Origin of the sequence: Ensifer sp. ZNC0028 (assembly GCF_000799055.1) — a bacterium.
Classification (GTDB): domain Bacteria; phylum Pseudomonadota; class Alphaproteobacteria; order Rhizobiales; family Rhizobiaceae; genus Ensifer.
The window spans coordinates 11,402-34,004 of sequence record NZ_JTLA01000098.1; the positions used below are offsets into that span (position 1 = coordinate 11,402).

At 63.2% G+C, this 22,603-nt stretch carries 20 protein-coding genes; 4 read left to right on the forward strand and 16 right to left on the reverse strand.

The genetic code is table 11. From position 1 onward, the window contains the following. Positions 1-68: 68 nt before the first annotated feature. The 4 genes from L981_RS22370 to cmoA all read right to left on the reverse strand — a co-directional run bounded on the left by L981_RS22370 (position 69) and on the right by cmoA (position 3,696). Entirely contained in the window at positions 69-1,385 is a 1,317-nt protein-coding gene (locus L981_RS22370; RefSeq protein ID WP_043621276.1) for a HAMP domain-containing sensor histidine kinase, read from the reverse strand. A gap of 4 nt (positions 1,386-1,389) precedes the next feature. After that, complete coding sequence (locus L981_RS22375) at positions 1,390-2,043, reverse strand: response regulator transcription factor (RefSeq protein ID WP_043621336.1); 654 nt, start codon at positions 2,041-2,043, stop codon at positions 1,390-1,392. A 138-nt stretch (positions 2,044-2,181) separates the two neighbouring features. Further along, a complete protein-coding gene (locus L981_RS22380; protein WP_043621279.1) occupies positions 2,182-2,916 on the reverse strand; it encodes an isoprenylcysteine carboxylmethyltransferase family protein in 735 nt (244 codons plus the stop codon). Between the two features lie 12 nt (positions 2,917-2,928). After that, positions 2,929-3,696 carry a carboxy-S-adenosyl-L-methionine synthase CmoA gene (gene cmoA / locus L981_RS22385; protein ID WP_043621282.1) on the reverse strand — a complete coding sequence of 256 codons (768 nt, stop codon included), beginning with the start codon at positions 3,694-3,696 and terminating at the stop codon, positions 2,929-2,931. Between the two features lie 237 nt (positions 3,697-3,933). On the opposite strand from cmoA, the gene L981_RS22390 reads away from it, so the two are divergent. Beyond that, positions 3,934-5,232, forward strand: a complete 1,299-nt coding sequence (locus L981_RS22390) for a S41 family peptidase (protein WP_052201954.1) — start codon at positions 3,934-3,936, stop codon at positions 5,230-5,232. A 26-nt stretch (positions 5,233-5,258) separates the two neighbouring features. On the opposite strand, the gene L981_RS22395 is transcribed toward L981_RS22390, so the two are convergent. Together L981_RS22395 and L981_RS22400 are read right to left on the reverse strand one after the other, a co-directional pair. Beyond that, positions 5,259-6,737 carry a pyridoxal-dependent decarboxylase gene (locus L981_RS22395; RefSeq protein WP_043621284.1) on the reverse strand — a complete coding sequence of 493 codons (1,479 nt, stop codon included), beginning with the start codon at positions 6,735-6,737 and terminating at the stop codon, positions 5,259-5,261. 30 nt (positions 6,738-6,767) lie between these two features. Then, positions 6,768-7,616 (reverse strand): class I SAM-dependent methyltransferase, encoded by an 849-nt coding sequence (locus L981_RS22400; RefSeq protein WP_043621287.1) that lies wholly within the window; start codon positions 7,614-7,616, stop codon positions 6,768-6,770. Positions 7,617-7,852: 236 nt separating this feature from the next. Between L981_RS22400 and L981_RS22405 the strand changes: the two genes are divergently transcribed. Then, a complete protein-coding gene (locus L981_RS22405; RefSeq protein WP_043621290.1) occupies positions 7,853-9,661 on the forward strand; it encodes an ABC transporter ATP-binding protein/permease in 1,809 nt (602 codons plus the stop codon). 120 nt (positions 9,662-9,781) lie between these two features. On the opposite strand, the gene L981_RS22410 is transcribed toward L981_RS22405, so the two are convergent. Further along, positions 9,782-10,609, reverse strand: a complete 828-nt coding sequence (locus L981_RS22410; protein WP_043621293.1) for a bifunctional allantoicase/(S)-ureidoglycine aminohydrolase — start codon at positions 10,607-10,609, stop codon at positions 9,782-9,784. Between the two features lie 69 nt (positions 10,610-10,678). Next, the gene (locus L981_RS22415; RefSeq protein WP_052201955.1) at positions 10,679-11,365 is read right to left on the reverse strand and encodes a GntR family transcriptional regulator; all 687 of its coding nucleotides are present in this window, start codon (positions 11,363-11,365) and stop codon (positions 10,679-10,681) included. 192 nt (positions 11,366-11,557) lie between these two features. Here L981_RS22415 and L981_RS22420 point away from each other — a divergent pair, with 192 nt between their 5' ends. Both L981_RS22420 and L981_RS22425 read left to right on the forward strand, forming a co-directional pair. Beyond that, positions 11,558-12,202 carry a flavin reductase family protein gene (locus tag L981_RS22420; protein ID WP_043621296.1) on the forward strand — a complete coding sequence of 215 codons (645 nt, stop codon included), beginning with the start codon at positions 11,558-11,560 and terminating at the stop codon, positions 12,200-12,202. Positions 12,203-12,205: 3 nt separating this feature from the next. After that, entirely contained in the window at positions 12,206-12,937 is a 732-nt protein-coding gene (locus L981_RS22425) for an aspartate/glutamate racemase family protein (protein WP_043621298.1), read from the forward strand. Positions 12,938-13,006: 69 nt separating this feature from the next. Here L981_RS22425 and L981_RS22430 read toward each other — a convergent pair whose 3' ends face one another. The 8 genes from L981_RS22430 to L981_RS22465 form a co-directional block, all read right to left on the reverse strand. Further along, positions 13,007-13,654, reverse strand: a complete 648-nt coding sequence (locus L981_RS22430) for a YceH family protein (protein WP_043621301.1) — start codon at positions 13,652-13,654, stop codon at positions 13,007-13,009. A 283-nt stretch (positions 13,655-13,937) separates the two neighbouring features. Continuing rightward, positions 13,938-14,918: an ABC transporter ATP-binding protein gene (locus tag L981_RS22435; RefSeq protein WP_245281687.1), complete on the reverse strand. Its 981-nt coding sequence runs from the start codon at positions 14,916-14,918 to the stop codon at positions 13,938-13,940. Continuing rightward, entirely contained in the window at positions 14,915-15,901 is a 987-nt protein-coding gene (locus L981_RS22440; RefSeq protein ID WP_043621306.1) for an ABC transporter ATP-binding protein, read from the reverse strand. The genes L981_RS22435 and L981_RS22440 overlap by 4 nt, the downstream gene beginning before the upstream one ends. After that, entirely contained in the window at positions 15,898-17,382 is a 1,485-nt protein-coding gene (locus L981_RS22445; RefSeq protein ID WP_043621310.1) for an amidohydrolase family protein, read from the reverse strand. Before L981_RS22445 ends, L981_RS22440 begins: the two co-directional genes overlap by 4 nt. Continuing rightward, positions 17,379-18,572 (reverse strand): amidohydrolase family protein, encoded by a 1,194-nt coding sequence (locus L981_RS22450; RefSeq protein WP_043621343.1) that lies wholly within the window; start codon positions 18,570-18,572, stop codon positions 17,379-17,381. Before L981_RS22450 ends, L981_RS22445 begins: the two co-directional genes overlap by 4 nt. Positions 18,573-18,575: 3 nt before the next feature. Continuing rightward, entirely contained in the window at positions 18,576-19,526 is a 951-nt protein-coding gene (locus L981_RS22455; RefSeq protein WP_043621313.1) for an ABC transporter permease, read from the reverse strand. Positions 19,527-19,536: 10 nt separating this feature from the next. Next, positions 19,537-20,508 (reverse strand): ABC transporter permease, encoded by a 972-nt coding sequence (locus L981_RS22460; protein ID WP_043621316.1) that lies wholly within the window; start codon positions 20,506-20,508, stop codon positions 19,537-19,539. Between the two features lie 58 nt (positions 20,509-20,566). Beyond that, positions 20,567-22,129: an ABC transporter substrate-binding protein gene (locus tag L981_RS22465; protein ID WP_082006124.1), complete on the reverse strand. Its 1,563-nt coding sequence runs from the start codon at positions 22,127-22,129 to the stop codon at positions 20,567-20,569. Positions 22,130-22,603 lie beyond the last annotated feature (474 nt).

A 22,603-nucleotide genomic window follows, 5' to 3' on the forward strand; every position in this document is an offset into this window, starting at 1 on the left:
ACCGCGTCGCCGTCATCGATAGCCACGAAACGCTTGCCTCAGACACCGCCGGGTTCACCAGCGATCCCTCAAAGGCGGACTTCCACCTCAAAACCCTGCGTTCTGCCCCGCGCCGGCGAAGCGATCCGCAATTCGCCCTGCATCTGCTCGACCAGACGCTCAACGATGGCAAGGCCTAGCCCGGAACCGGAGGCCTCGGTCGGGCCGCGAACGAAGCGTTTGGTCAGGTTGGCGCGGACGTCGGCGGCGACGACAGCGCTTTCGTTGGTGACGCGGATACCCATCGGGTCGACATGGAGATCGACGCGGCTGCCTGGTGGGCTATGGATCAGCGCGTTTTCGAGAAGATTACGCAAAACGATGGCAAAGGCGTCCACACGAATCGGGCGTTCGAGCACGGTGCCCTTGGCGACCTGAACATTCAGGCGGTTGGCGCCGAGCGCCGAGCGCTCCAGGTCCTGCATCACCACCATCAAGACTGGCAGCAGATCGTGCTGTTCGTCCGAAATGGCAATCTCCGCTTCGGCGCGCGACATCTGCAGCAGCTTCTCGGCAAGCCGGCTCAGATGCACGAGCGCCCGTTCGATCTGGGCAGTTCTCGGCTGGTATTCCGGCGGCACTTCGCGCGCCAGCCTCTGGGTTTGCGCGAGCGCGCCGGCAATCGGGGTCCGCAGTTCATGGGCGCTGTTCGATGTGAATTCCCGCTCCGCCTCCAGGCCTGCCTTCAGCCGCGCCAAAAGCAGGTTCACGGAACGGGCGATCGCGCGCAATTCACGTGGCAGCGTCGCCTCGTCGATCGGCGCCAGGTTGCCGCTGTCCTTGGTCAGGATATCGTCGCGCAGCTGCGAGACGGGCGACAGTGTGCTGCGGACGACGAAGACGATCGCAAGGATGCTGCCCGGTATCAGGACGAGCAACGGCAGAAGCAGCGCCGTCCCGCCTTCCATGAGCGCCTCTGTCCGATGCTCCATCGCATCGGCAACCTGCACGTAGAGCGACCCGTCGGTGGTGCCGGCCGTGTAGATCCGATGCGTGGCGGTCTGCGAGAAGCCGGTCGCAAGGGGAACGGCAAAGGGCTCCGGCGCGCCGTCGTCAAACAGGACACGGCCATCGCGGTCGCGCACCTGATAGGTGAGATATTGCGCATTGAGCGCCGGTGCCACGACGGAGGCTTTTGGCGCGCCGTCCGCCGCGTCCCTGGCGACGTCGGCGGCGACGATCTGCAACAATCGCTCGGCCGTTTCCTGCACGCCGCTGTCGAAGATTTCGGTGAACTCGTCCTGCATCACGTAGACGCCAAGTCCGAGCGCAACGAACCAGAAGAGGGCAACGATGCCGGTAAGGGCAATCGCCAGTCTGCGGGTCATGCTCCTCTTGTCGGACATGCGATCACCTGAGGCAGTAGCCGAGGCCGCGCACGGTCTCGATCCGATCGGGCCCGATCTTCTTGCGTAGGCGGCTGATATAGACCTCGACCGTATTGCTTTCTATCTCGGCGCCAAAGGCGTAAAGCGCATCGTGCAGCTGCGCCTTGGAGACGAGCGCGCCGGGATGCGCGACCAGCTTGTCCAGCACGGCCCATTCGCGGGCGCTCAGGTTCTGGCTGTCGCCGTTGACGGCGATCTTGCGGTGAACCTGGTCGATCTCGATACCGGGCAGCTTGACCGTCGGCGCGGCGTTGCCGGTGTAGCGCCTTGAAACGGCCAGCATGCGGGCCGTCAGTTCATTGAGGTCGAAAGGCTTGACCAGATAGTCGTCCGCGCCGCTGTTGAGCCCCTCGATCCGGTCGGATATCTGGTCGTGCGCCGTCAGGATGATCACCGGCGTGCCATCGCCACGTGCGCGCAGCGAGCGCAAAAGCATCAGTCCGTCGCCGTCGGGCAGCCTGAGATCGAGCAGGATCAGTCCGTAGGTTACCGTGTCGGTCGCGGCCACCGCATCGAGGACGCGCTTGAACCAGTCCACCGCATGGCTGGCCGCGGCGACATGGTCGCGCAGCGCCTCCCCCAGAACCTGATCGTCTTCGACTAGTAGGACTCTCAAGATATCACCGGACACTTGTTCGTCCTTGCCTAGGGTCGATCGGGGATGGGCGTCAAGTCCTTGAGCGGCCAAGCGGCGAAATGCGGCGGCGGCGGCCCGTCTCGGCCGCCGCCCTCGAGGCGCAAAAGAGCGAGGATTTCAGGAGGCGACGGGATCGCGAAAGGCCCCGCGCCGCTTCTTGTAGCTGATGACAGCCGTCGCGATCCCGACCAGCGCCATCGCGCCGCCGAGAACAGCCAGCACGCCGGCATTTTGACTAGACGACTCGTAGGTCGCGAACTTGTACATCTCCGTCGCGAGCACTGCGATCATGGCAGCCGAAACGGTCGAATAGTCCTTGCCGACGACACGCCTGATGTTGAACGTCATGCCTTCCGTCGACTGGCTGAAGTTGGAGAGGCGCAGCATCCAGCGCGGCACATCGCGGCAATAGGCGCGATAGGCGTCGCCGAAGGTGCGAAGCAGGAAGGCCTCCTCCGCATAAACGATGCATTGATACATGAAGGCAAAGAGCCCGATACCGACCACGATGAGCAGCGGGTTGCCGTGCAGCAGAAAGACGCCGGAGTAGAGCAACATATTGCCGACATAGAGCGGGTTTCGACAAACGCCGAACATGCCCTCGGTCACCAGGTCCTTGGCGTAGACCTTCTTTTTCAGGCCACCACGCTGGATGTACTTGTAGCCGACGACCGTCGCCCGCAGTGCCAGGCCGGCCAGGATGACGAGAATCGCGACCGCGTCCTTGGCCAGCGTCAGCAGCGGATTGTCCAACACCAATGCCGGCGGCGGCATCAGCAGGAACAACACCACGATGATCGCGGGGAACAACTGGTTGCGGAAGCGGAAGAGAAAATTGCCGATCGCGATCATGGTCTGTCCGTCCTACTTGATCGCGATAATGCCGCAGAAATTGTACCAGCGGAAAAACACTTCGACGCTGCGGAAGCCAACCTCCTTCAGAAGCTGGAAATTTTCCTCCAGGCGGTAGGGAATGAGGACGTTTTCAAGCGCCTCGCGCTTCTTGGCGATCTCGATCTCGGAATAGCCGTTACGGCGCTTGTAGTCGTAGTAGTGCTCGATGAACAGGCGATTGAACGTCGAGTCCTCGCTGGTCAGCTTCTCGACGAGCAGCAGAGCGCCGCGCTCGTTGAGACCGTCATAGATCGAGCGCATGACCCGCTCGCGATAGAGGGGGCGCACGAACTGCAGGGTCAGAAGCATCAGGACGGCGCTGGCATTGTGGATCTCGATGCCCTGGTGCAGGTCGCCTCCCCTGAGGTCGATCGCCCGGTTGGAGTTTGCCTGGACGATCTTTTCCTTGGCCTTCTCGATCATGTCCGGCGCGTTGTCGATGCCGACGAAGCGCACGGCAGGATCGACCATGGCGTCCAGCCCGAGCAGCGTCGTCGCCGTCGAGCAGCCGATGTCGTAGAGGTTGGTGTCGGCCTCGGCAAAGTCGCTGGCGAGCTCGCAGACCATCCGCTGGATTTCGCCGTAATAGGGAACCGAGCGGCTGACCATATCGTCGAAGACGGCAGCCACGGTGGCATTGAAGGCGAAGTCACCGACATTCTGGTCCGGTGCCGCGAATACCTCATCCCGGCGGTGGCTGTTGTCGTGCACGTGTAGATGCGGGGCCTTGCCAACCATTCGCATTTTCCTTTCTTTTCCGGAGCACGCCAAAGGAGAGGGCAATCGCCTCTGTCCCCGGAGCGATTGATGCACCACACAAGCCACCCTAACCTGACACGAACCTGAAAGGTTTGGCCGCGGCGGGTTCGCCAGATCGGGGCACCGGGGCGCGGCATCACGGCGCGATCACGCGATTTTGCCGGCAGCTGCGCGCACTTTTGTCGATAATCGCCGGCACGGAACCGGAGCACCCGCATGCGCGCGAGACCAAGTTGCACAGCGTTGATCGCCAGCCTCGTCCTATCGATGGCCGCTGCGGCATGGGCCGCTGAGCTGCCGCGCTCAGGCGAGCCGACATTCGACCGGGTGATCGAACTCGTGAATGCGAACTTCTATGACGGCAAGGCGCTCGATCACTTCAATGCCGCCGCCGAGGCTGAGATCGCAAATCCCGTGACGGCACTATCGAGGACGAGCCCGGCGTCGCGCGTCGATGCGGCCATCACGTCCGTTCTTGCAAGTCTCAAGGTTTCGCACACCGGGCGCTTCAAGACCGACACGATCGACTATTTCGAGCTCGCCGACATTTTCCGCTTCGCCATCCGTGATGATATGCGGCGTCTCTTTCCGCCGGATGGCGCTGCGCGCTATCCCGGCATCGGCATGGTGACGACGGTTGAGAACGGGCAGCGGTTCGTCAGCGATGTCTATGACGGGTCGGCTGCGAAAAAGGCCGGCCTGCTCGTCGGCGACGAAATCCTGTCGGTCGACGAGCAGGCTTATCGGGAGATCGGGTCCTTCGAAGGCAAGGTCGGCCGATCGGTCGAAATCCGGCTCCGCCGCCACCGCGATGCGGAGCCATTGTTGCTGCAGGTTCCGGTGGAGAGTTTGCGGCCACTCCCGATGTTCGAACGCGCGATCGAAGAGAGTATCGCACTGGTCGAGACCGGCGGCCGGAAGATCGGCTATGTGCGGCTCTGGACCCTTTCCACGCGAGACGGGCTCGATCTCGTCGCCGAGGCGCTTTCGAGCGGCCGCTTGAAGGATGCGGACGGGCTCGTCGTCGATCTGCGCGGCCGCTGGGGCGGCGGCCCGGCGGACGCAGCCGAGTTCCTGGTCGGTGGCACGCCGACGTTCCGGCTGATACCGCGTCGGGGAGAGGCCACGCTTGCGAATTTCCGCTGGCAAAAACCAGTTGTCGCGCTCATCGACAGGGGAACCCGCAGCGGCCTCGAACTCTTCGCCTACACGCTGCGGCAGCATGCGATCCCGCTTGTCGGCGAGAGGACGGCCGGTGCCCTGCTTGCCGGCCGCGCCTATGTCCTGCCGGACGACAGTCTCCTGGAAGTCGCGGTTTCGGATGCGGTCATCGGCGACGAGCTGCGGCTTGAGGGGGTTGGCATTGCGCCGGATTTACAAGTGGCGTTGCCGCTTGCCTATGCGGCCGGCAAGGATCCGCCGCGGGAGGCCGCGATCGCCGAGATGGTACGACTGCTTCAAGCCACGTCGATGCCACAAATCGCACCCGCGCAAGAGCCAGCCGCAACGCGGTGACACTTGCAGCCATGCATGACTACGCGTCAGCCGATGCCGCCACCGGCGGCAATCTCTCGTCCGAGCCTGACGACTTCCTGCACGAAGAGGTCCAGATCCTCCCGTCGCGTCCGATGGTTGTTGATCGCCACGCGCAGGCAGTGTTCCCCGTGCACCGTGGTGTCGGAGATGACGGCGGTGCCTTCGTCCTGGAGCCGGAGCATGATTTCCGTGTTCAACGCCTTCAATCCCTCGGCCGGCATATCCTCCGATCGGAAGCGAAAGCAGACGATGTTGATGTTGGTCGGCGCCACCAGCTCGAGCCGCGGCTCGACCTCGATGAGGCTGCTCAGATAATGGCCTTGAGCAACGTTCTGGTCGACGAGGCGGCCAAACTTCTCGATGCCGTGCTCCATCAGCGACATCCAGATTTTCAGGGCACGAAAACCACGCGACGTCTGCAGGCCATAGTCATAGAGCCAGGGCGCCGAGGCGAGGCCGCGCACGGTGGACTCCAGATATTCCGGCGTAACGGCGAAGGTGCCGCGGTGCGCGGCCGCATCACGAACGAGAACGCAGCCCGCCTCGAAGGGCGCATGCAGCCACTTGTGCGGATCGAGCGCGATCGAATCGGCCCTTTCGATGCCGGCCACGCGCCAGGCATTCTCGGGCGCGATCCTTAGCAGAGCGCCGATACAGCCGTCGACGTGGAGCCAGAGGCCAAACTCTGCGGCGAGATCCGCCAGGGCCTGGATGTCATCGATGGCGCCGGTATTCACCGTTCCGGCATTGGCGATGATGCAGACCGGCAGCCGGCTGGCCGCGCGATCCTGCTCGATCGCGCGGCGTAGGGCGACGATATCGATGCGCAATTCCGCATCGGTCGCGATGCGCCTCAAGGCCTGGTCGCCGAGGCCAAGCAGTTCCACCGCCTTGCGATGGCAACTGTGAATCTGGTCGGATCCGTAGAAGCAAAGTGAGCGATCGCCGATGCCACGCGCGCGCGCATCGACGCCGGCCTTGACGTTGCGGGCGACCGTCAGGCCGACAATGTTGGCGACGGAGCCGCCGCTGACGAGGCTGCCGCTGGCCGACGCGGGAAACCCCAGCATTTCCTTGCACCAGTTGACGACCTGCTGGTCCATGAGCGCGGCGGCGTGATTGCCGCCGCCGACGTTCGATCCCTGAACGGCTGCCAGAAACTCGCCCAGAGCACCGGTGAAATTGCCCGATCCCATGTACCAGGCCCAGAAGCGCGGGTGGATGTTGCCCATGGGATAGCCGAGCACGTTTTTCGCGACCGACGCGTAGATCTCGTCAAGCGGCCTTGGCGCTCTGGGGAGCGGGGCCGAAAAGCTCTCGCGTACCGTATCGGGCATGTTGCGCCACACCGGCCGGTCCCTGACCCCGCTCAGATAGTCGATCGCATCGTCGACGATGCGATGCGACAGAGCCCGCAGTTCAGCCCAGTCTTTCGGATCGAGCGTTTCCTCCACCCCGCTGGACGTTGCCGACCGCTTGTCCATGGAAACCTCCCTCCCCGTCGCTCCCTTCTTTTATGGTCGCGTGCCGGCGATGATCGTTGCCGTCGAGCGCAGTTCCATCTTGCCCGCCCGCATCGCCTGGCTCGCCAGATCGAGAACCTCGCTGCGGATGCGCGTGCGGGTCTCGTCGTCCGCCTGTGCCAGTCCGGCAACGACGGGAGCGGCGATCTCGGTCATGAAGGCCCAGTAGTCCTCCGGGGTCTCGTGGACCATCGTGGTGGTCACCTCCTCCTGGCGGACATCCCGCAGGCCTGCATCCTCGAAGACGGCCTTCATGAGGCCCTCGGGCGCGCAACGAAACAGGCCGGGCGCGCCGGCGGGTGGTTTCGGCATTTCGACGTGGCGGGCAATCGTCGCCATGATGGTCGTAGCCCAGGCGTTCTTTTCCGGTGCGCCCCAGACGGCGGCGCAAACACGCGACCCGGGCTTTGCGACCCGCGTCAACTGCTGGGCAGCCGCGGCAACATCGGGAAAGAACATGAAGCCGAAGCGGCAGAGGACGGCGTCGAATGTCGCGTCCGCAAACGGCAACGCCCCGGCATCGCAGACCCTCGTTTCAAAATTCGTCAGACCGCGATGCCAGGCATTTTCCGTCGCCACCTGCAGCATGCGATCGGAGAGATCGGTAACGGTCACGCGACCCTTCGGGATCGACGCGGCCACCGTCAGACCCGGCTCGCCGGTGCCGGCGGCAACGTCGAGCACCTGGTCGCCGTCCTTGATCGCCGCCTGCCGGATCATCGCCTCGCCGAAGGGAGCAAGCCAGCCGAGCACAAGTGCGTCCCACTTCTTCCAGCCGGCGGAGAAGCGGTCCCAGGTCTCTCTTTGTTGGTCGCGGATTTGATCGAGATGCGCCGACATGCAGGTTCCTCCCTCAGTGCCGTTTTCGACCTCGTTCACAAAACTATGAACTCTCTGCACGCGGTTACAAATCAACTTTCTCAGTGCCGCGAAGGCAGGGCTTTCAAAGCATATCGGGCTTTACGGGGCGCGCAGTGACCGCGGTTACATGTGGGCGCAGACAATCCGCGCTAGGGAGAGAGGGTAAGGCAGGCTATATTCTCATTGAGGAGACCGGGAAGGAGAGATTCGCACCGATGTCGAACCGGACGAACGGCGAAGTTAGTGGCCGGATAGAGCCTAGCGACGAACAATCCCTCGGTGATCAATTGCGGATGATGCATCGGGCCTTCATGGCCTCGCCACTGCGCAACAAGATCATCTGGCTGAGCATAAGCATCATCGTTGTCATCGTTGTGACAGCCTTTGGTCAGATCATCCTCAACCGATGGTACAAGCCGTTCTACGACACGCTCGAGCGACGCGACCTTCCGGCCTTTCTCCATCAACTCGTCGTCTTCGCCCAGATCGCCGGCGTCCTTCTCGTCCTCAACGTTCTGCAAACCTGGCTCGGCCAGGTCATCAAGCTGCGCTTGCGGGAAGGCCTGACCCAGGACCTGATTACCGAATGGATGCGCCCGACCCGGGCGTTCCGGCTGGCGAATGCGGGCGCTATCGGCATCAACCCGGACCAGCGCATCCATGAGGATGCGCGCCACCTGACCGACCTCTCGGCCGGACTTTCGATCGGCCTCTTCCAATCCGGCATCCTGCTGGTGAGCTTCATCGGCGTGCTGTGGTCGCTATCGGACGGTTTCGTCTTCCATGTCGCGAGCTATTCCTTCGCCATCCCCGGCTACATGGTCTGGGCGGCGATCCTCTATGCGGGGACGGCTTCCTGGCTGAGCTGGCTCGTCGGCCGGCCCCTGGTCGCGCTGAATGGCGAACATTACGCCCGGGAGGCGGCGCTGCGTTTCTCGCTGATGCGGGTCAACGAGCATATCGAAGCCGTGTCGCTTTCGTCGGGCGAAGCCAACGAGAAAAAGCGGCTGCAACGCGATCTCGCCTCGGTGCTCGAGATCAGCTACGGCCTGCTGCGCGCGGTCACGCGGCTCACCTGGGTGACCGGCGGCTATGGCTGGATCACCGTGGTTGCGCCGATCGTCATTGCCGCACCGGTCTATTTCGCCGGCGACCTCAGCTTCGGTGGGCTGATGATGGCCGTCGGCGCCTTCAACCAGGTGCATGCGTCGCTGCGCTGGTTCGTCGACAATATAGGCGCGATCGCCGACTGGCGCGCCACGTTGCTGCGCGTCGCCGCCTTCCGCTCCGCGCTCCTGATGACCGACGAACGGCATGAGGGCGACAAGCGCATCGACTTCAAAACCTCCGATACGCCGCAGATGAGCTTCGACAACATCGAGATCGTCTCGCCGACCGGATGCATCAAGCTTCGCGAGCCGAGCGTCACCATCGATCCGGGCGAGCGTGTGCTCGTCACCGGCGCTCCCGAGGTGGAAAAGGCGCCGTTCTTCCGCGCGATCGCGGGGCTCTGGCCCTGGGGGCACGGCCGCATCGCGCTGCCTGTGGACGACGGCCTCGCCTTCGTGCCGAAATCTCCCTATTTCCCGCCCGGCACGCTTGGAGAAGTGCTCGCCTATCCAAGCCCGCCCGATACCTACAGCAAGGGCGAACTTGCCGCCGTTCTCTCCAAGGTCGGCCTTGGGCGGCTCAGCGGCCGGCTCGAACAGGATGCGCGAAAGCAGATGAATCTCAGCGAGGCCGAGCAGCGACTTCTGGCCATCGCGAGGCTCAGCCTGCACAAGCCCCGCTGGCTGATCATCGACGAAGCACTCGACACGCTCGAAGATGATGCCTACCAGCGCGTCCTGAAATTCATGGACGACGAGCTTCAGGGCGTGGCGATCGTCAACATCGGACGCACCGAGCGCGGCAGCGACTTCTTTCCCCGCGTGCTGCACCTCGACAAGAACCCGACGGGCAACACGCTCAGGCGTCTCCAGCCACGCAGCCTGCAGCCGGCGGATCCGCAACTGGTGGACTGAACAGGCGGCGCCCCTTGCGTTGAACAAAGGGATGCAGGCGGCGCCATAGTCGGCTGACTACAAAGAAAAACCGCGCGTTCCTGGGAACGCGCGGTTTTGTCTATCCGGGCGTGGGCCCGCTTAACGCGAGCGCAGCTTCATGTGGCGGTTCACGTCCTTGTAGAGCAGGTAGCGGAACTTGCCCGGGCCGCCGGCGTAGCAGGCCTGCGGGCAGAAGGCGCGCAGCCACATGTAGTCGCCGGCCTCGACCTCGACCCAGTCCTGATTGAGCCGGTAGACCGCCTTGCCTTCGAGCACATAGAGGCCGTGCTCCATGACGTGCGTCTCGGCAAAGGGAATGATCGCGCCGGGCTCGAAGGTGACGATGGTCATGTGCATGTCGTGGCGCAAGTCAGTCGGATCGACGAAGCGGGTCGTCGCCCACTTGCCTTCGGTGCCGGGCATCGGCGACGGTGTGATATCCGCCTCGTTGGTGAAGAAGGCTTCCGGCACGGGCAGGCCATCGACGTATTCGTAGGCCTTGCGCACCCAGTGGAAACGAACCGTCGCTTCGCTTCCGTTGCGAACGGTCCAGTTGCTCGCCGGCGGGATGAAGGCGAAACCGCCCGGCTGCATGTTGTGCGCCTTGCCGTCGAGCGTGATGGTCAATTCGCCTTCAACGACGAAGATCGCGCCTTCGGCGCCCGCGTCGAGTTCCGGCTTGTCACTACCGCCGCCCGGAGCGATTTCCATGATATATTGTGAAAATGTTTCAGCAAAACCGGAGAGCGGCCGGGACAGTATCCACAGCCGGGTCTTGTCCCAAAACGGCAGATAGCTGGTGACGATGTCCATCATCGTCCCCTTCGGAATCACCGCATAGGCTTCGGTGAAGACCGCGCGATCCGAAAGCAGTTGGGTTTGGGGCGGGTTGCCGCCATGCGGCGCATAGTAACTACGGTTGGTCATATCTTCCTTCAGTCTGCTGGCAGGCACCGCCTCCTCTAAAGTGCGGTGCAATAGGTCGCGCGCGCCGCATCAAAGCAATGCGGTGCGAAGATCGCGGGGCTGGTCCTTCTCCTCGTCCAGATCCAGTTCCGCTTCCACATGGTTCAGGTGCTCGGCCATCTCCTTGATCGCGCTCGCCACATCGCGAGAAGCGATGAACTCGACCACGGCCAGGTGCTCGTCCGGCCCGCAATTGTGCAGGTGGTTCGACCGGTACATCGCTGTGATCAGGGATGTCCGGGACACGAGGTCTCGCAGGATGCCGAATAGGAAGGCAGAACCCGAAAGCTCCGCGAGCAACAGGTGGAAACCGCCGGAAAGCCGAACGATATCAGAGAGATTGCCGGACCGACCGGCAATGCGCTCCTCTTCGATATGGGCGCGCAACCGGACGATATCCTTGGGATTGGCGCGCTCGCAAAGCCGCTCGACAACGCGCTGCTCGATCGCCCTGCGGGCAACGAAGACATCGCGTGCCTCGTCTACCGAAGGCTCGGAGACGAAGGCGCCTCGGTTCGGCATGATCGTCACCAGGCCATCGCGCTCAAGGGCGGTCAGTGCCTGGCGGATGCGCGCCCTGCTGACGGAGAATATTTCGGCAAGTTGTTCTTCTTTCAATCGCGTTCCCGGCCGTAGCCGACGCTCTGCAATCGCAAGCCAGATCTTCTCGCAAATGATCGCCGTCGGAGCACCGGCGACTTCGTCCGCGTTATACATGAAATCTCCCTTAGCCGTTCGCTTACTCTCGCCGTGCGGCGCTCAAAGTCAATTCCATCCGCTGCAGTTAGATATTGACTACAAAATTGTAGACAATATTGTGTACCGCAACTTGATGTGCAATGGCAACCGCTTAAACACGACCGTGCGACCGGCAGAAAAGCCGAGCCGCGGCGCCAATTGAGAGCTCCGATGGACTTCGATTTCACAGAACTGCCGGCCCAGGACCGTTACCGCCTGCTGACGAACTTTATCGGCCCGCGACCGATCGCGCTGGTCTCGACGCTCTCGCCGAGCGGACAGGACAATGCCGCGCCGATGAGTTTCTTCAACGTCTTCTCGCACGACCCGCCGATCGTCATTCTCGGTATCCAGACCCGCCCGAACGGGGAAGAGAAGGACACGGTCGCCAATATCCGGCGCACCAACGAGTTCGTCGTCAACATGGTGGACATGGCGATCGCCGACCAGATGCTGGTCTGCGGCCTGTCCTTCGAGCCGGATGTCGACGAAGTGGCAATCGCCGGACTGACAGCGGCTGACGGCCTCAAGGTCGGCGCCCGCCGTATCGTCGAGTCGCCCTGCTCGATGGAATGCCGCGTCGAACGGCTCATCGAATACGACCGCCGTGTCATCGTTCTCGGCGAGGTCGTGCATATGCACGTGCGCAAGGACTGCCTCGACGAGGAGGGCCGCTACGTCGACCCGTCCCAATACCAGCCGATCGCACGGCTGCACGCCAACAACTACATTACATCGGATCGTCAATTCGTCATGCCGACGCCCGACATTGCCGCCTATGCCCCCCTTGCAAACGCCATGCGGAAGACGAGCTGATCCATGCGCATCCTGCTGATCAATCCGAACTCCACCCGCTCGATGACCGAACAGGCGCACCGCAGCGCCGAGCGCGTCGCCGCATCCGACACCCAGCTCGAATCGATCAACCCGACATCGAGCCCGGCCAGCATCGAAGGCCATGCGGACGAAGCGATGGCGGTGCCGGCGATGCTTGCGGAGATCCGCAAGGGCGAAGCGCGCGGCGTTGATGCCTATGTGATTGCCTGCTTCGACGATCCCGGCCTCGGCGCTGCTCGCGAGATTGCCCGCGGTCCGGTCATCGGCATCTGTCAGGCGGCCGTGCAGGTAGCGATGAACATCGCGACCCGTTTCACGATCATCACCACCCTGCCCCGCTCCGTGCCGATCATCGAGGATCTGGCCGAGGCCTATGGTGCCGGCCATCGCTGCCGCAAGGTGCGCTCGGTCGACATGCCCGTGCTGGCGCTGGAGGAGGATCTTGCCCACACCGAGGAGATGCTGGTTCAGGAAATCCTGAAAGCACGCCAGGAGGATGGCGCGGAAGCGATCATCCTCGGCTGCGCCGGCATGTCCGAGCTCTGCGACCGGCTGAAGGCGCGCACCGGCATGCCCGTGATCGACGGCGTAACGGCGGCCGTGAAGCTTGCCGAAGCGCTGGTCGGCGGCGGCTATGCCACCTCTAAGGTGGGCGCCTACGACTATCCGCGTGCCAAGGAAACACCGGCCTGCCGGTTGGTCGACGCCAGCTGAGCGCATCCCAATATGTCACCGGACGCACATGGCGCGCCCGGTGACATTATATTCCGAAGCTTGACGCTTTCAGCGCGTCAGGGCGTCGAGCTGCTCCTCGAGCGTCGCCACCTTCCGCTCAAGCGCTTCCAGTCGTTCTTCGAGGGCCGATAAAGCCGAGCCGCTCGGCGCCGAAGACACGACGGCCCTTTCGGCAGGCTGCTCGACTTCACCGCACAACAGATGCGCGAACCGGTCCTCGCGCTGGCCGGCACCCCGGTTCAGTTGCACGATGAGCGGCGGCCGGCGGCCCATCATCAGATCCAGATTGTCCTTCAGCTCCTCGACCGACGAGAACCGTGCCATGCGCTCGCTGCGCGCCCAAAGCTCGTAGGCTGTCTGGGGCCCGCGAAGCAGAAGCAGGCCGAGCACGACGATCTGCGGCGACGTCAGTGAAAAACGGTTGGCTGCGAGGTGCTCGTAGCGCTCGACCCGCGAGGCAAACGCCTGCCGGACCAATCCCTTCTGCGCCAGGGACGAGAGCGCGCGGTGGATCTCGACCTGTTCGAGCGCCATGACGGGATCGCGCGCCGTTTTCTGGTTGGCAGCCGAATGCGCCGAATTGAGCGTCAGCGGATAGACGTCGGGCGTCGTTTCCTTCTTCTCGATCAGGCATCCGAGAACGCGGGCTTCAACGGCATTGAGGATGGGGAAATCGGTGTCGGAGGTCGTGTTCATAGGCCAACTCTTCAAATCAACGCATTTCGATCCCGGCCGGATGTCCCAAGCGGGATGCCTCCGGCCATCGGCCCCTACCCTAACGTGAGTGTTGGAGCCCGGGAATGGTCATCGGTCTATTTCGTTGAATTCCGGTTAGCAGCCTAGCATTTGCCGCACGACAGCGGTGCGAAAGGGGCGTGCGATTTGCCCGGAGCAAAGACTGAAACTTGCCGGCGGCAAAAAAAGAGGCTCCGCGACTGGCACGACACGGAGCCCAAGGCTTCAGGGAAAGATGTCGGCGTTACGCTGCGTTGATCGCCTTCACCGTTTCTTCGATGCGGTGGCAGGCGGCACGCGAGCCGTCAGCGAAACTGCGCATCTCGGGCCGCTCGCTCTTGCAGCGATCGTCTGCAAACGGGCAACGCGGATGGAAGGTACAGCCGGACGGCGGGTTCAGCGGGCTCGGCACTTCGCTTGCCGCAATGCTGCGCCCGCGCTTCGGATGGGTGATATCCGGGATCGTCTCCAACAGCAGCTGGGTGTAGGGATGCCGCGGATTGGCAAACAGCGTTTCTGTGTCCGCTTCCTCGACGATGCGCCCGAGATACATGACCGCGATGCGATCCGACATGTGGCGTACCACGCTCATGTCGTGGCTGATGAAGAGATAGGTCAGCCCCATCTCGTCCTGCAGCTTGCGCATGAGGTTGAGGATCTGCGCCTGGACCGAAACGTCGAGCGCAGAGGTCGGCTCGTCGCAGACGAGGAACTCGGGCTCGCCGGCAAGCGCGCGGGCGATCGAGATGCGCTGGCGCTGGCCGCCCGAAAACTCATGCGGGAACTTGGCGCCATCGGAGGGCGCAAGGCCGACGATCGTCAACAGTTCGCCGACCCGTTCCATGATCTCGGCTTCGGAGTTGCGCAGCTTCAACTCCCGCAGCGGTTCGGCGATGATGTTGCGCACCCGCCAGCGCGGATTGAGGCTGGCATAGGGATCCTGGAAGATCATCTGAGCCGAGAGCGGCTCGCCGTTCTTGCTCGGTGCGAACCGCACCTCGCCTTCGCTGGCGCGATAGAGGCCGGTGACCAGCCGCGCCACCGTCGACTTGCCGCAGCCGGATTCGCCGACAAGGCTCAGACAGCCGCCCATGGGTACGGTAAAGCTGATGTCATCCACGGCGCGCACGAACTGCCGCGGTTTGCGCTCGATCACCCGGTTCAGCCAGGGTGCCGAAACGTCGAAGTTGCAGGTCAGGTCGTTGACCGTCAGGGCATCACTCATAGCACTCCTCCTGCATTGAGCCAGCATGCGGCGACGCCGGTCCCGACCGGCGCCGGTTCGGGCCGATCCTTGCGGCAGCGCGGTCCGGCATCCGGGCAGCGCGGATTGAAGGCGCAGCCGGCGGGGATCGCGTTCAGCCGCGGCATGGAACCGTCGATCTGGTTCAGCCGCTCGACGCGGCGGCCGAGCGCCGGGATCGAGCCCATCAGGCCGCGCGTATAGGGATGGCGGGCGTTTTTCAGTACCTCGGCCACAGGGCCGATTTCGACGAGACGCCCGGCATACATGACCGCCACGCGATCGGCCGTCTCGGCAATCACGCCCATGTCGTGGGTGACGAGCATGACCGCCGTTCCGTGATCGTCGCAAAGACGGCGAAGCAGCGAGGTGATCTGCGCTTGGATCGAGACGTCGAGCGCCGTCGTCGGCTCGTCGGCAATGATCAGCTTCGGTTCAGCGGCGAGTGCCAGGGCGATGACGACGCGCTGGCGCATGCCGCCCGAGAACTGATGCGGATAGTGATCGTAGCGTGCCTCGGGCGCGGGAATGCCGACTTCCTTCAGGAGCTGGATGGCACGCGCCTTGGCATCGGCCCTGGACAGCTTCAAGTGGAGACGGATCGTCTCGACAAGCTGGGCTCCGACGGTGAAGAGTGGGTTCAGCGACGTCAGCGGATCCTGGAAGATCGCGCCGATCTGCCGGCCGCGGACCTGCTGCATCTGCTTGTCGTCGAGCTGGTCGATGCGGCGGCCGCCGACCCAGACCTCACCGCCGGAAATGCGGCCAGGCGGCTCCAGAAGACCCTGGACGGCAAGGCCGGTCATCGACTTTCCGGCGCCGGATTCACCGACGACGCCGAGAATTTCGCCGGGGCGAATGCTGAGCGAAACGTCGGACAGCGCCTGCACCGTTCCATGGCGGCCAGGGAATTCGACGCAGAGACCGCGCACGTCGAGCACGGCCGATGAGGCATGTTCAGTCATCGCTGTACCTCCAATGGGTAGCTCGGCGGGAAGATCTCGCTGACCGGCGGATGGCCGAAGCTCCGCTCCGGATACTTGGCGATCAGGCCATCGAACTGGACCTGCGCCTGCGCGCGGGCCGCGTTCATGTCGAAACCTGCCACCTCGCCATCGCGCATCGACAGACGGCCATCGACGAAGACCGCCTTGGTGACACGTCCGGAACCACCGACGACGAGCGTCGTGATCGGATCGATCGCCGGCGCCATATGATGGTCCATGAGATCGAAGACGGCGATATCGGCACGGGCGCCCGCTTCCAGGCGACCGAGATCCGAGCGGCCGAGCGCCTTGGCGCCACCAAGTGTCGCGGCATCGAAGAGATCGGCGCAGCTGACCGCTGACGGGTCGCCTTCGACGACGCGGGCAGCGATCAGGCCGACCAGCAGGTTCATCAGCATGTCCGGCGGCGTGGTGTCTGTGCCCATGGCAATGTTCACGCCGCGGGCCTTCACCGAGCGGAACGAGTTCAGCGTGCTGCCGCCGCGGGCCGAAACCAGCGGGCAGTGCACGATGCTCACCCCATTTTCGGCATAGAGACGCAGATCGTTGTCGGTCGCCTGCGTTGCGTGCGGCGCAATCAGACGGTCGCTCAAGAAACCGAAGCTCGCCAGCCATTCCGGCGCCGTCTTGCCATGCAGACGGCGGACGGTGTCGACTTCCATCGTGCCCTGTGCGGCGTGAAGCCGGATCGGGCAATTGAGGTCGCGCGCCGCATCGGCGGTGCGCACCAGCAGTTTCTCGGTGCAGGTTTCCACCCGATCAGGGGCGAGCAGCCCCTTCACTAGCCCCCCATGGCGGCCTTCATGCTCGCGGATAAAACCGATCGCGTCGTCGAGGCCCTTCAGGCCCCTTGCCTCGTCGAAGATCGCTTCGAGTTGGCCCGGCGCCGTGACCATCATGCCGCCGGCGCGATAGGCCGGGCTCAGATAGACGCGAAGACCGAGGTCACCTGCCGCGTCGGATGCGGCCGCGAATTCAGCAACGGTCTCGCCCCATTCGCGATAGAAGAGCGAGGCGATCGGCGCCGCGGTGGTGATGCCGTTCAGGAGAAGCTGCGCGAAGGCGAAACGCTTCTGGAACGCCAGTTCGTCCTGCGTATACATCTCATAGGGGCCGCGCTCGATGTAGCTCAGCGGCCAGACGCGACCCTTGGCCCAGCCAGGCTGATGATCGATCGCAAGGATCGTCGTGTCGAGATCGGAGAGCGCGTCCAGGTCGATCAGGCCGGGGCTGATCATGGCAGCGCCGAGATCGATGCGGCGTGCTACCTCTCCCTCGAAGCGGGGGCCGACATAGAGCAGCGTGCCGCCTTCGATGACGACCTCGCCGTTCGGGATCAGCCGGTGCGAACCGTCGCGGTGCCCGAGCACCCATTGCGCTGTCAGAAGCGTGCGTCCTTCGGTCCGTTGGCCGAGTGGCAGATCTTTGATGCTGGTCATGGGATCGCAACCTCCGCAACGCCGTTGCGCGCGACAACACGGCCACGCTTGACGACCAGAGGCCGTGGCGCGACGTCGACAACGGCATGCGCCAGCGTCTCACCAGTAAGCAGGGTGAAATCGGCGTCACAGCCGACCTCGAGGCCATAGCCCTCGATATCCATGACGTCGGCGCCGCCCTTGGAGCAGACGTAAAGCGCATGTTCCAGATCGACGTCGCGGCGCAGGCCGTTCTTCATGCCGAGAATTCGGGCACGGTCCATCATGTCGGGCTGGCCCCACGGGCCCCAGGTGTCGCGGATACCGTCGCAACCGGCAGCAACCTTCACGCCGGCATCCTTCAGACGCAGGATCGACGGCACGGTCGAGGACGGCGAGCCGGTGGTGACGATACGAATGTCGAGTTCGGCGATCTGTTCGATCAGGCCGCCGACGCGCAGATAATCCGGTGCGCCAAGCGCAAAGGCATGGCTGATCGCCACCTTACCCTGCATGCCGAGCGCGCGAATGCGTTCGAACATCATTTCCATGCTGAAGGCGCCGAGCTCGCCCTGCTCATGCAGGTGTATGTCGATCGGCTTTCCATGTTTCTCGGCAAGACCGAAGATCGCGTCGAGATGGCCCTTCGGGTCGCGGTCGATGCCGCAGGGATCAATGCCGCCAAGGACTTCAGCGCCATTGCTCAGAGCCTGGTCGAGCAGTTCCACAGTACCGGGCCGGGTGACGAGGCCCGACTGCGGAAAGGCGACGATCTCGATATCGATGACATCCTTCAGCGCCTGGCGGGTTTCGATGATGCCTTCCATCAGCCGGAGGCCATGGGTGGTGTCGATGTCGACATGGCTGCGGATGTGGCTTGCACCATTGGCGGACAGCATGATCGCCTGGCGCATGGACTGGCGGTGCGGATCGATGCCGATTTCCAGACGCTTCTCGCGCTCGAAATCGATGCGTTCGCGCAGCGTCGCGGTCTTGGCGTTGACGTGCCAGGGCATGCCCCAGACCGACTTGTCGAGATGGGTATGCGCCTCGATCAGACCGGAGATCACGATATGGCCGCTGCCGTCTTCCACGGCCACGCCATCGGCGGCAAGCCCCTTGCCGAAGGCGGCGATTTTGCCGTCGCGCACCAGGATGTCGGTCGCTTCGCCGGCGTTGGGCCTGACGTTACGGATCAGGAGATTGGACATCATTCACCTCAATTTCGGATTGAGCGCATCGCGCAGCCAGTCACCGAGAAGGTTGACCGAGACGACGAGAAGGCAAAGCTGGACGACGGGGAAGAGTACCACCCACCATACGCCCGAAAACAGGAACTGGTTGCCGAGACGGATCAGCGTTCCGAGGCTCGGCTGGCTCGGCGGCATGCCGATGCCGAGGAACGAAAGCGTCGCTTCCGTCAGGATCGCCATGCCGAAGTTGAGGGTCGCAGCGACCATGATCGGTGTCAGCGTGTTCGGCAGGATATGCTTCAGCATGATCCGCCGCGCCGGCGTTTTTAGAAGACGCGCGGCCTGCACATATTCCTTGCCGCGTTCGACGATCGTCTGGGCACGCACGGTACGAGCATATTGCACCCAGGCGCTGAGCGTGATCGCCAGCACCAGAACGGCGGCGGAGCCGACATCCCTGAGTTCCGGCGGCAGCATCTGGCGCGCGACGGCGCTGACGAGGATCGCGATCAGGATGGTCGGGATCGACAGAAGCACGTCGCCGATGCGCATCAGGAAGTTGTCGATGAAGCGGCCGAAATAGCCGGCAACGAGGCCGAGGCTAAGCCCGACGGCGAGCGAAAGCACGACCGAGGCGACGCCGATCAGGATCGAGATGCGCGAGCCATAGAGAATGGCCGAGAGCATGTCGCGCCCTTGCGTGTCCGTGCCGAGCACATAGGGCCACTGGCCATCGGCTTCCCAGATCGGCGGCAGCTCCGAGTTCCAGAGCTCGAGCTGGGCCGGATCGAAGGGGTTCTGCGGCGCAATCAAAGGTGCTGCAAAGGCGGTCACGATCAGGAACGTAAGGATGATCGCGCCGATGATTGCCGAAGGCTTGTGGGTGAAGGACCACCAGAGATCGCTCTGGCGCCAGCGGGCAAGCCGCGAAGGCTTCCGCGCCGGTGTGGTTTGCTGGACGTGATCTGTCATGGCAACGACCTCAGCGGGTTGCATCGCGCAACCGCGGATCGATGACCGCATAGGCGATATCGACGAGCGTGTTGAGCGTGACGAAGATGAAGGAGACGATGCAGAGATAGCCCGCCATGACCGGCATATCGAGGAAGGTGACCGCCTGGATGAAGAGCATGCCCATGCCCGGCCACTGGAACACGGTTTCGGTGATCAGCGCGAAGGCGATCAGCGAACCGAAATTCATCGCCGTCATGGTGACAACAGGCATCAGACAGTTCCGGAGCGCATGCCGGAAATAGATCCGCCACCGCGGTACGCCACGCGCGCGAGCGAACTTGATGAAGTCGGAGCGCAGCACTTCCATCATTTCTGCGCGCACCAGGCGCATGACCAGGGTGATCTGGTAGAGCGCAAGCGCGAGAGACGGCAGGAGCAGCGAAGCGCGGCCGGACGGCGTCAGCAGGCCGGTGCTCCACCAACCGAGCTGCACCACGTCGCCGCGCCCGAAGGCGGGAACGAGACCGAACGTCACGGCGAAGACGAGGATCAAAAGAATGCCGACGACGAAGCTCGGCAAGGAGACGCCGATGATACTGACGAATTGCAGCCCCTCGGAATACCATCGCCCTCGGTGGATTGCGGTCAGGACGCCGAGTGGAAGACCAATCAGAAGCGACAGGACGGTCGCGACCAGCGCCAGTTCCATCGTTGCCGGGAAGCGCTCGGCAATGAGCTTCATCACGTCCTGGCCGTTGCGGTAGCTGATGCCGAAATCGCCCTGTGCCGCATTGCCGACGAAGCGGCCGAACTGGGTGAGGAAGGAATCGTTGAGCCCGAGCTTTTCGCGCAGCTCGATACGGTCGGCCTGCGACATCTGCTCGTTGGCCATCAGCTCGACCGGATCCCCGGCGAAGCGGAAGATCAGGAAGGCGAGCAGCGCAACGGCGAGCATGACCAGCACGGCATTGGCCAGCCGCTTGATGAGAAAGACAATCATTGGGTTTCTCGCTGAATGAGGAGCCCCGGCAGAGCAATCTCCGCCGGGGCAAGAAAACTCAATCGCCGATACGGGTCAGCCAGTGACGCGGCTTGTTGTCGGCCCGAATGGTCACGTCCGTGACGTTCTTCGACATTGCCCAGGCCATCGGCTGCTGGTGCAACGGGATCATGATGACCTCATCCTTGGCGAACTTCAGCGCCTCGGTTTCGATCGCCAGACGCTTGTCGTGATCCATCTCGAGCGCGGCCTTCTTCACCATCGCGTCGAGTGCCGGATAGGACCAGCCGCCATAGTTGGCGACGCCGGCCGCGCCTTCACGGGTCGAGAGAACCTGAACCAGGATCGAATAGGCGTCGAGCGTCGGCTCGTTGGCCCAGCCGATCATGTAGGCGTCGGACTTGCCGCCGGCGCGCTTCGGCGCCTGTACGGCGCGCGGACCGATGTCGAGGGTCGGCTTCAGACCGACGCGCGACAGCATCGAGACGAGCGCGCTGCAGACGTCTTCCTCGTTGACGCTTTCGTCGTTCATGCAGACGAGCGTGAACTCCTTGCCGACAGCGCCGGCCTCTTCGAGCAGCTTCTTGGAGAGTTCCGGATCATAGGCGGTCGGCACGTCGAGTTCGGCGCTGTAGCCCGGGATTTCCGGAGCAACCATGGTACCGGCGACATGCGACTTGCCGCGCATCACCCGCTTGAAGATCAGCTGGCGGTCGATGGCATGGTCGATCGCCTGGCGCACCTTGATGTTGTTAAAGAAGTTTTCGCGACCGTCGGCAAAGGTCTCGTGGCGGTTGAAGACCATGTGCACGGTGCGCAGGTCCGTACGCTCGATGACCTTGATCTCCGGCGAACTCTTCAGGCGCTCGAGATCCTGCACCGGCGCGCCGTCGGTCAGATCGATTTCGCCCGAAAGCAGCGCCGCAACGCGGGTTGCGGCCGAGGTGATCGGCATGAATTCGATGCGGTCGAGATTGTGCTTCGGCGTATCCCACCAGCCGTCGTTCTTGATGAGAACGGTCTTGCTGTCCGGCACGCGCGACTCGACCTTGAACGGGCCGGTGCCGTTGGTGTTGTAGGTGGCGTAGCCTTCAACCTTGGAGCCGACATCGGTCGGCAGTTCGGACTTGTTGTCGACCAGCCAGTCCTTGTCGAACATGAAGATGTTGGTCATGTCGTTGAGGAACAGCGGGTTCGGCGAATTGACTTCGATGTCGACCGTGTAGTCGTCGACCTTGGTGGTCGAGACATAGGCCGGAATGTTGCCGCGCAGCGGCGAGGTCGGATGGCTGACACGGGCCATGGAGGCGACGACGTCATCGGCGTTGAACTCGGCGCCATTATGGAACTTCACGCCCTTACGCAGGTGGAAGCGCCAGACCTTGTCCTTGACCATCTCCCAGCTGGTGGCGAGCGCCGGCTCGACCTTGAACTCCGGCGTATAGCGCGTCAGGCCCTCATACACGTGATTGAGGAAGGCCAGGTTCGAGGTGCTGCCGTAGGAGTAGGGGTCGAGCGAGAAGATATCCCGCGGGCTACCCCAACGCAGCGTTTCGGCGGAGGCCGAGGATGCGAGAAAGGCAAATGCCAACCCCGCGAGGAGATGCTTTCTCAGTTTCATGTCGTTCCCTCTGTTTTCTCATCAGTCGCCATATGCAGGCGCCCTCACCCACTCGTGAGCAAGTTGCCCTAGATTTGAAGCTGTCGGCGACAATGTCAACTATTTTGTCGACAATTTTGTATGCATGATTGTTTAAAGTCGCATACGACGGCGAAAACACCCGCTCGTCGACGAACAAAGGCATGGGGAAATTTCAGGGAACGCAGCAACTGTCGGGCGAATCGAAACCGGTAAGACTCGGCAGGAAAGCCGCGCTCCGACACGGTGCAAAATCGTAGCAAGAACCGGATTCGACTGAAAACACTTGCGTTTACGTGTGTTTCTGCACGGAGGGGCGGGGCATACCGAGCCGGCAACGGCGGGTGACCTTCTCAAACGGAGGCGCGCGCACTGGTGGCAGGGGTTGAGATCACCGCCGGCGCTGATACCGGCTGCAGATATCGAGACACCTGGATCTCAAGTTCGCCCGCGTGG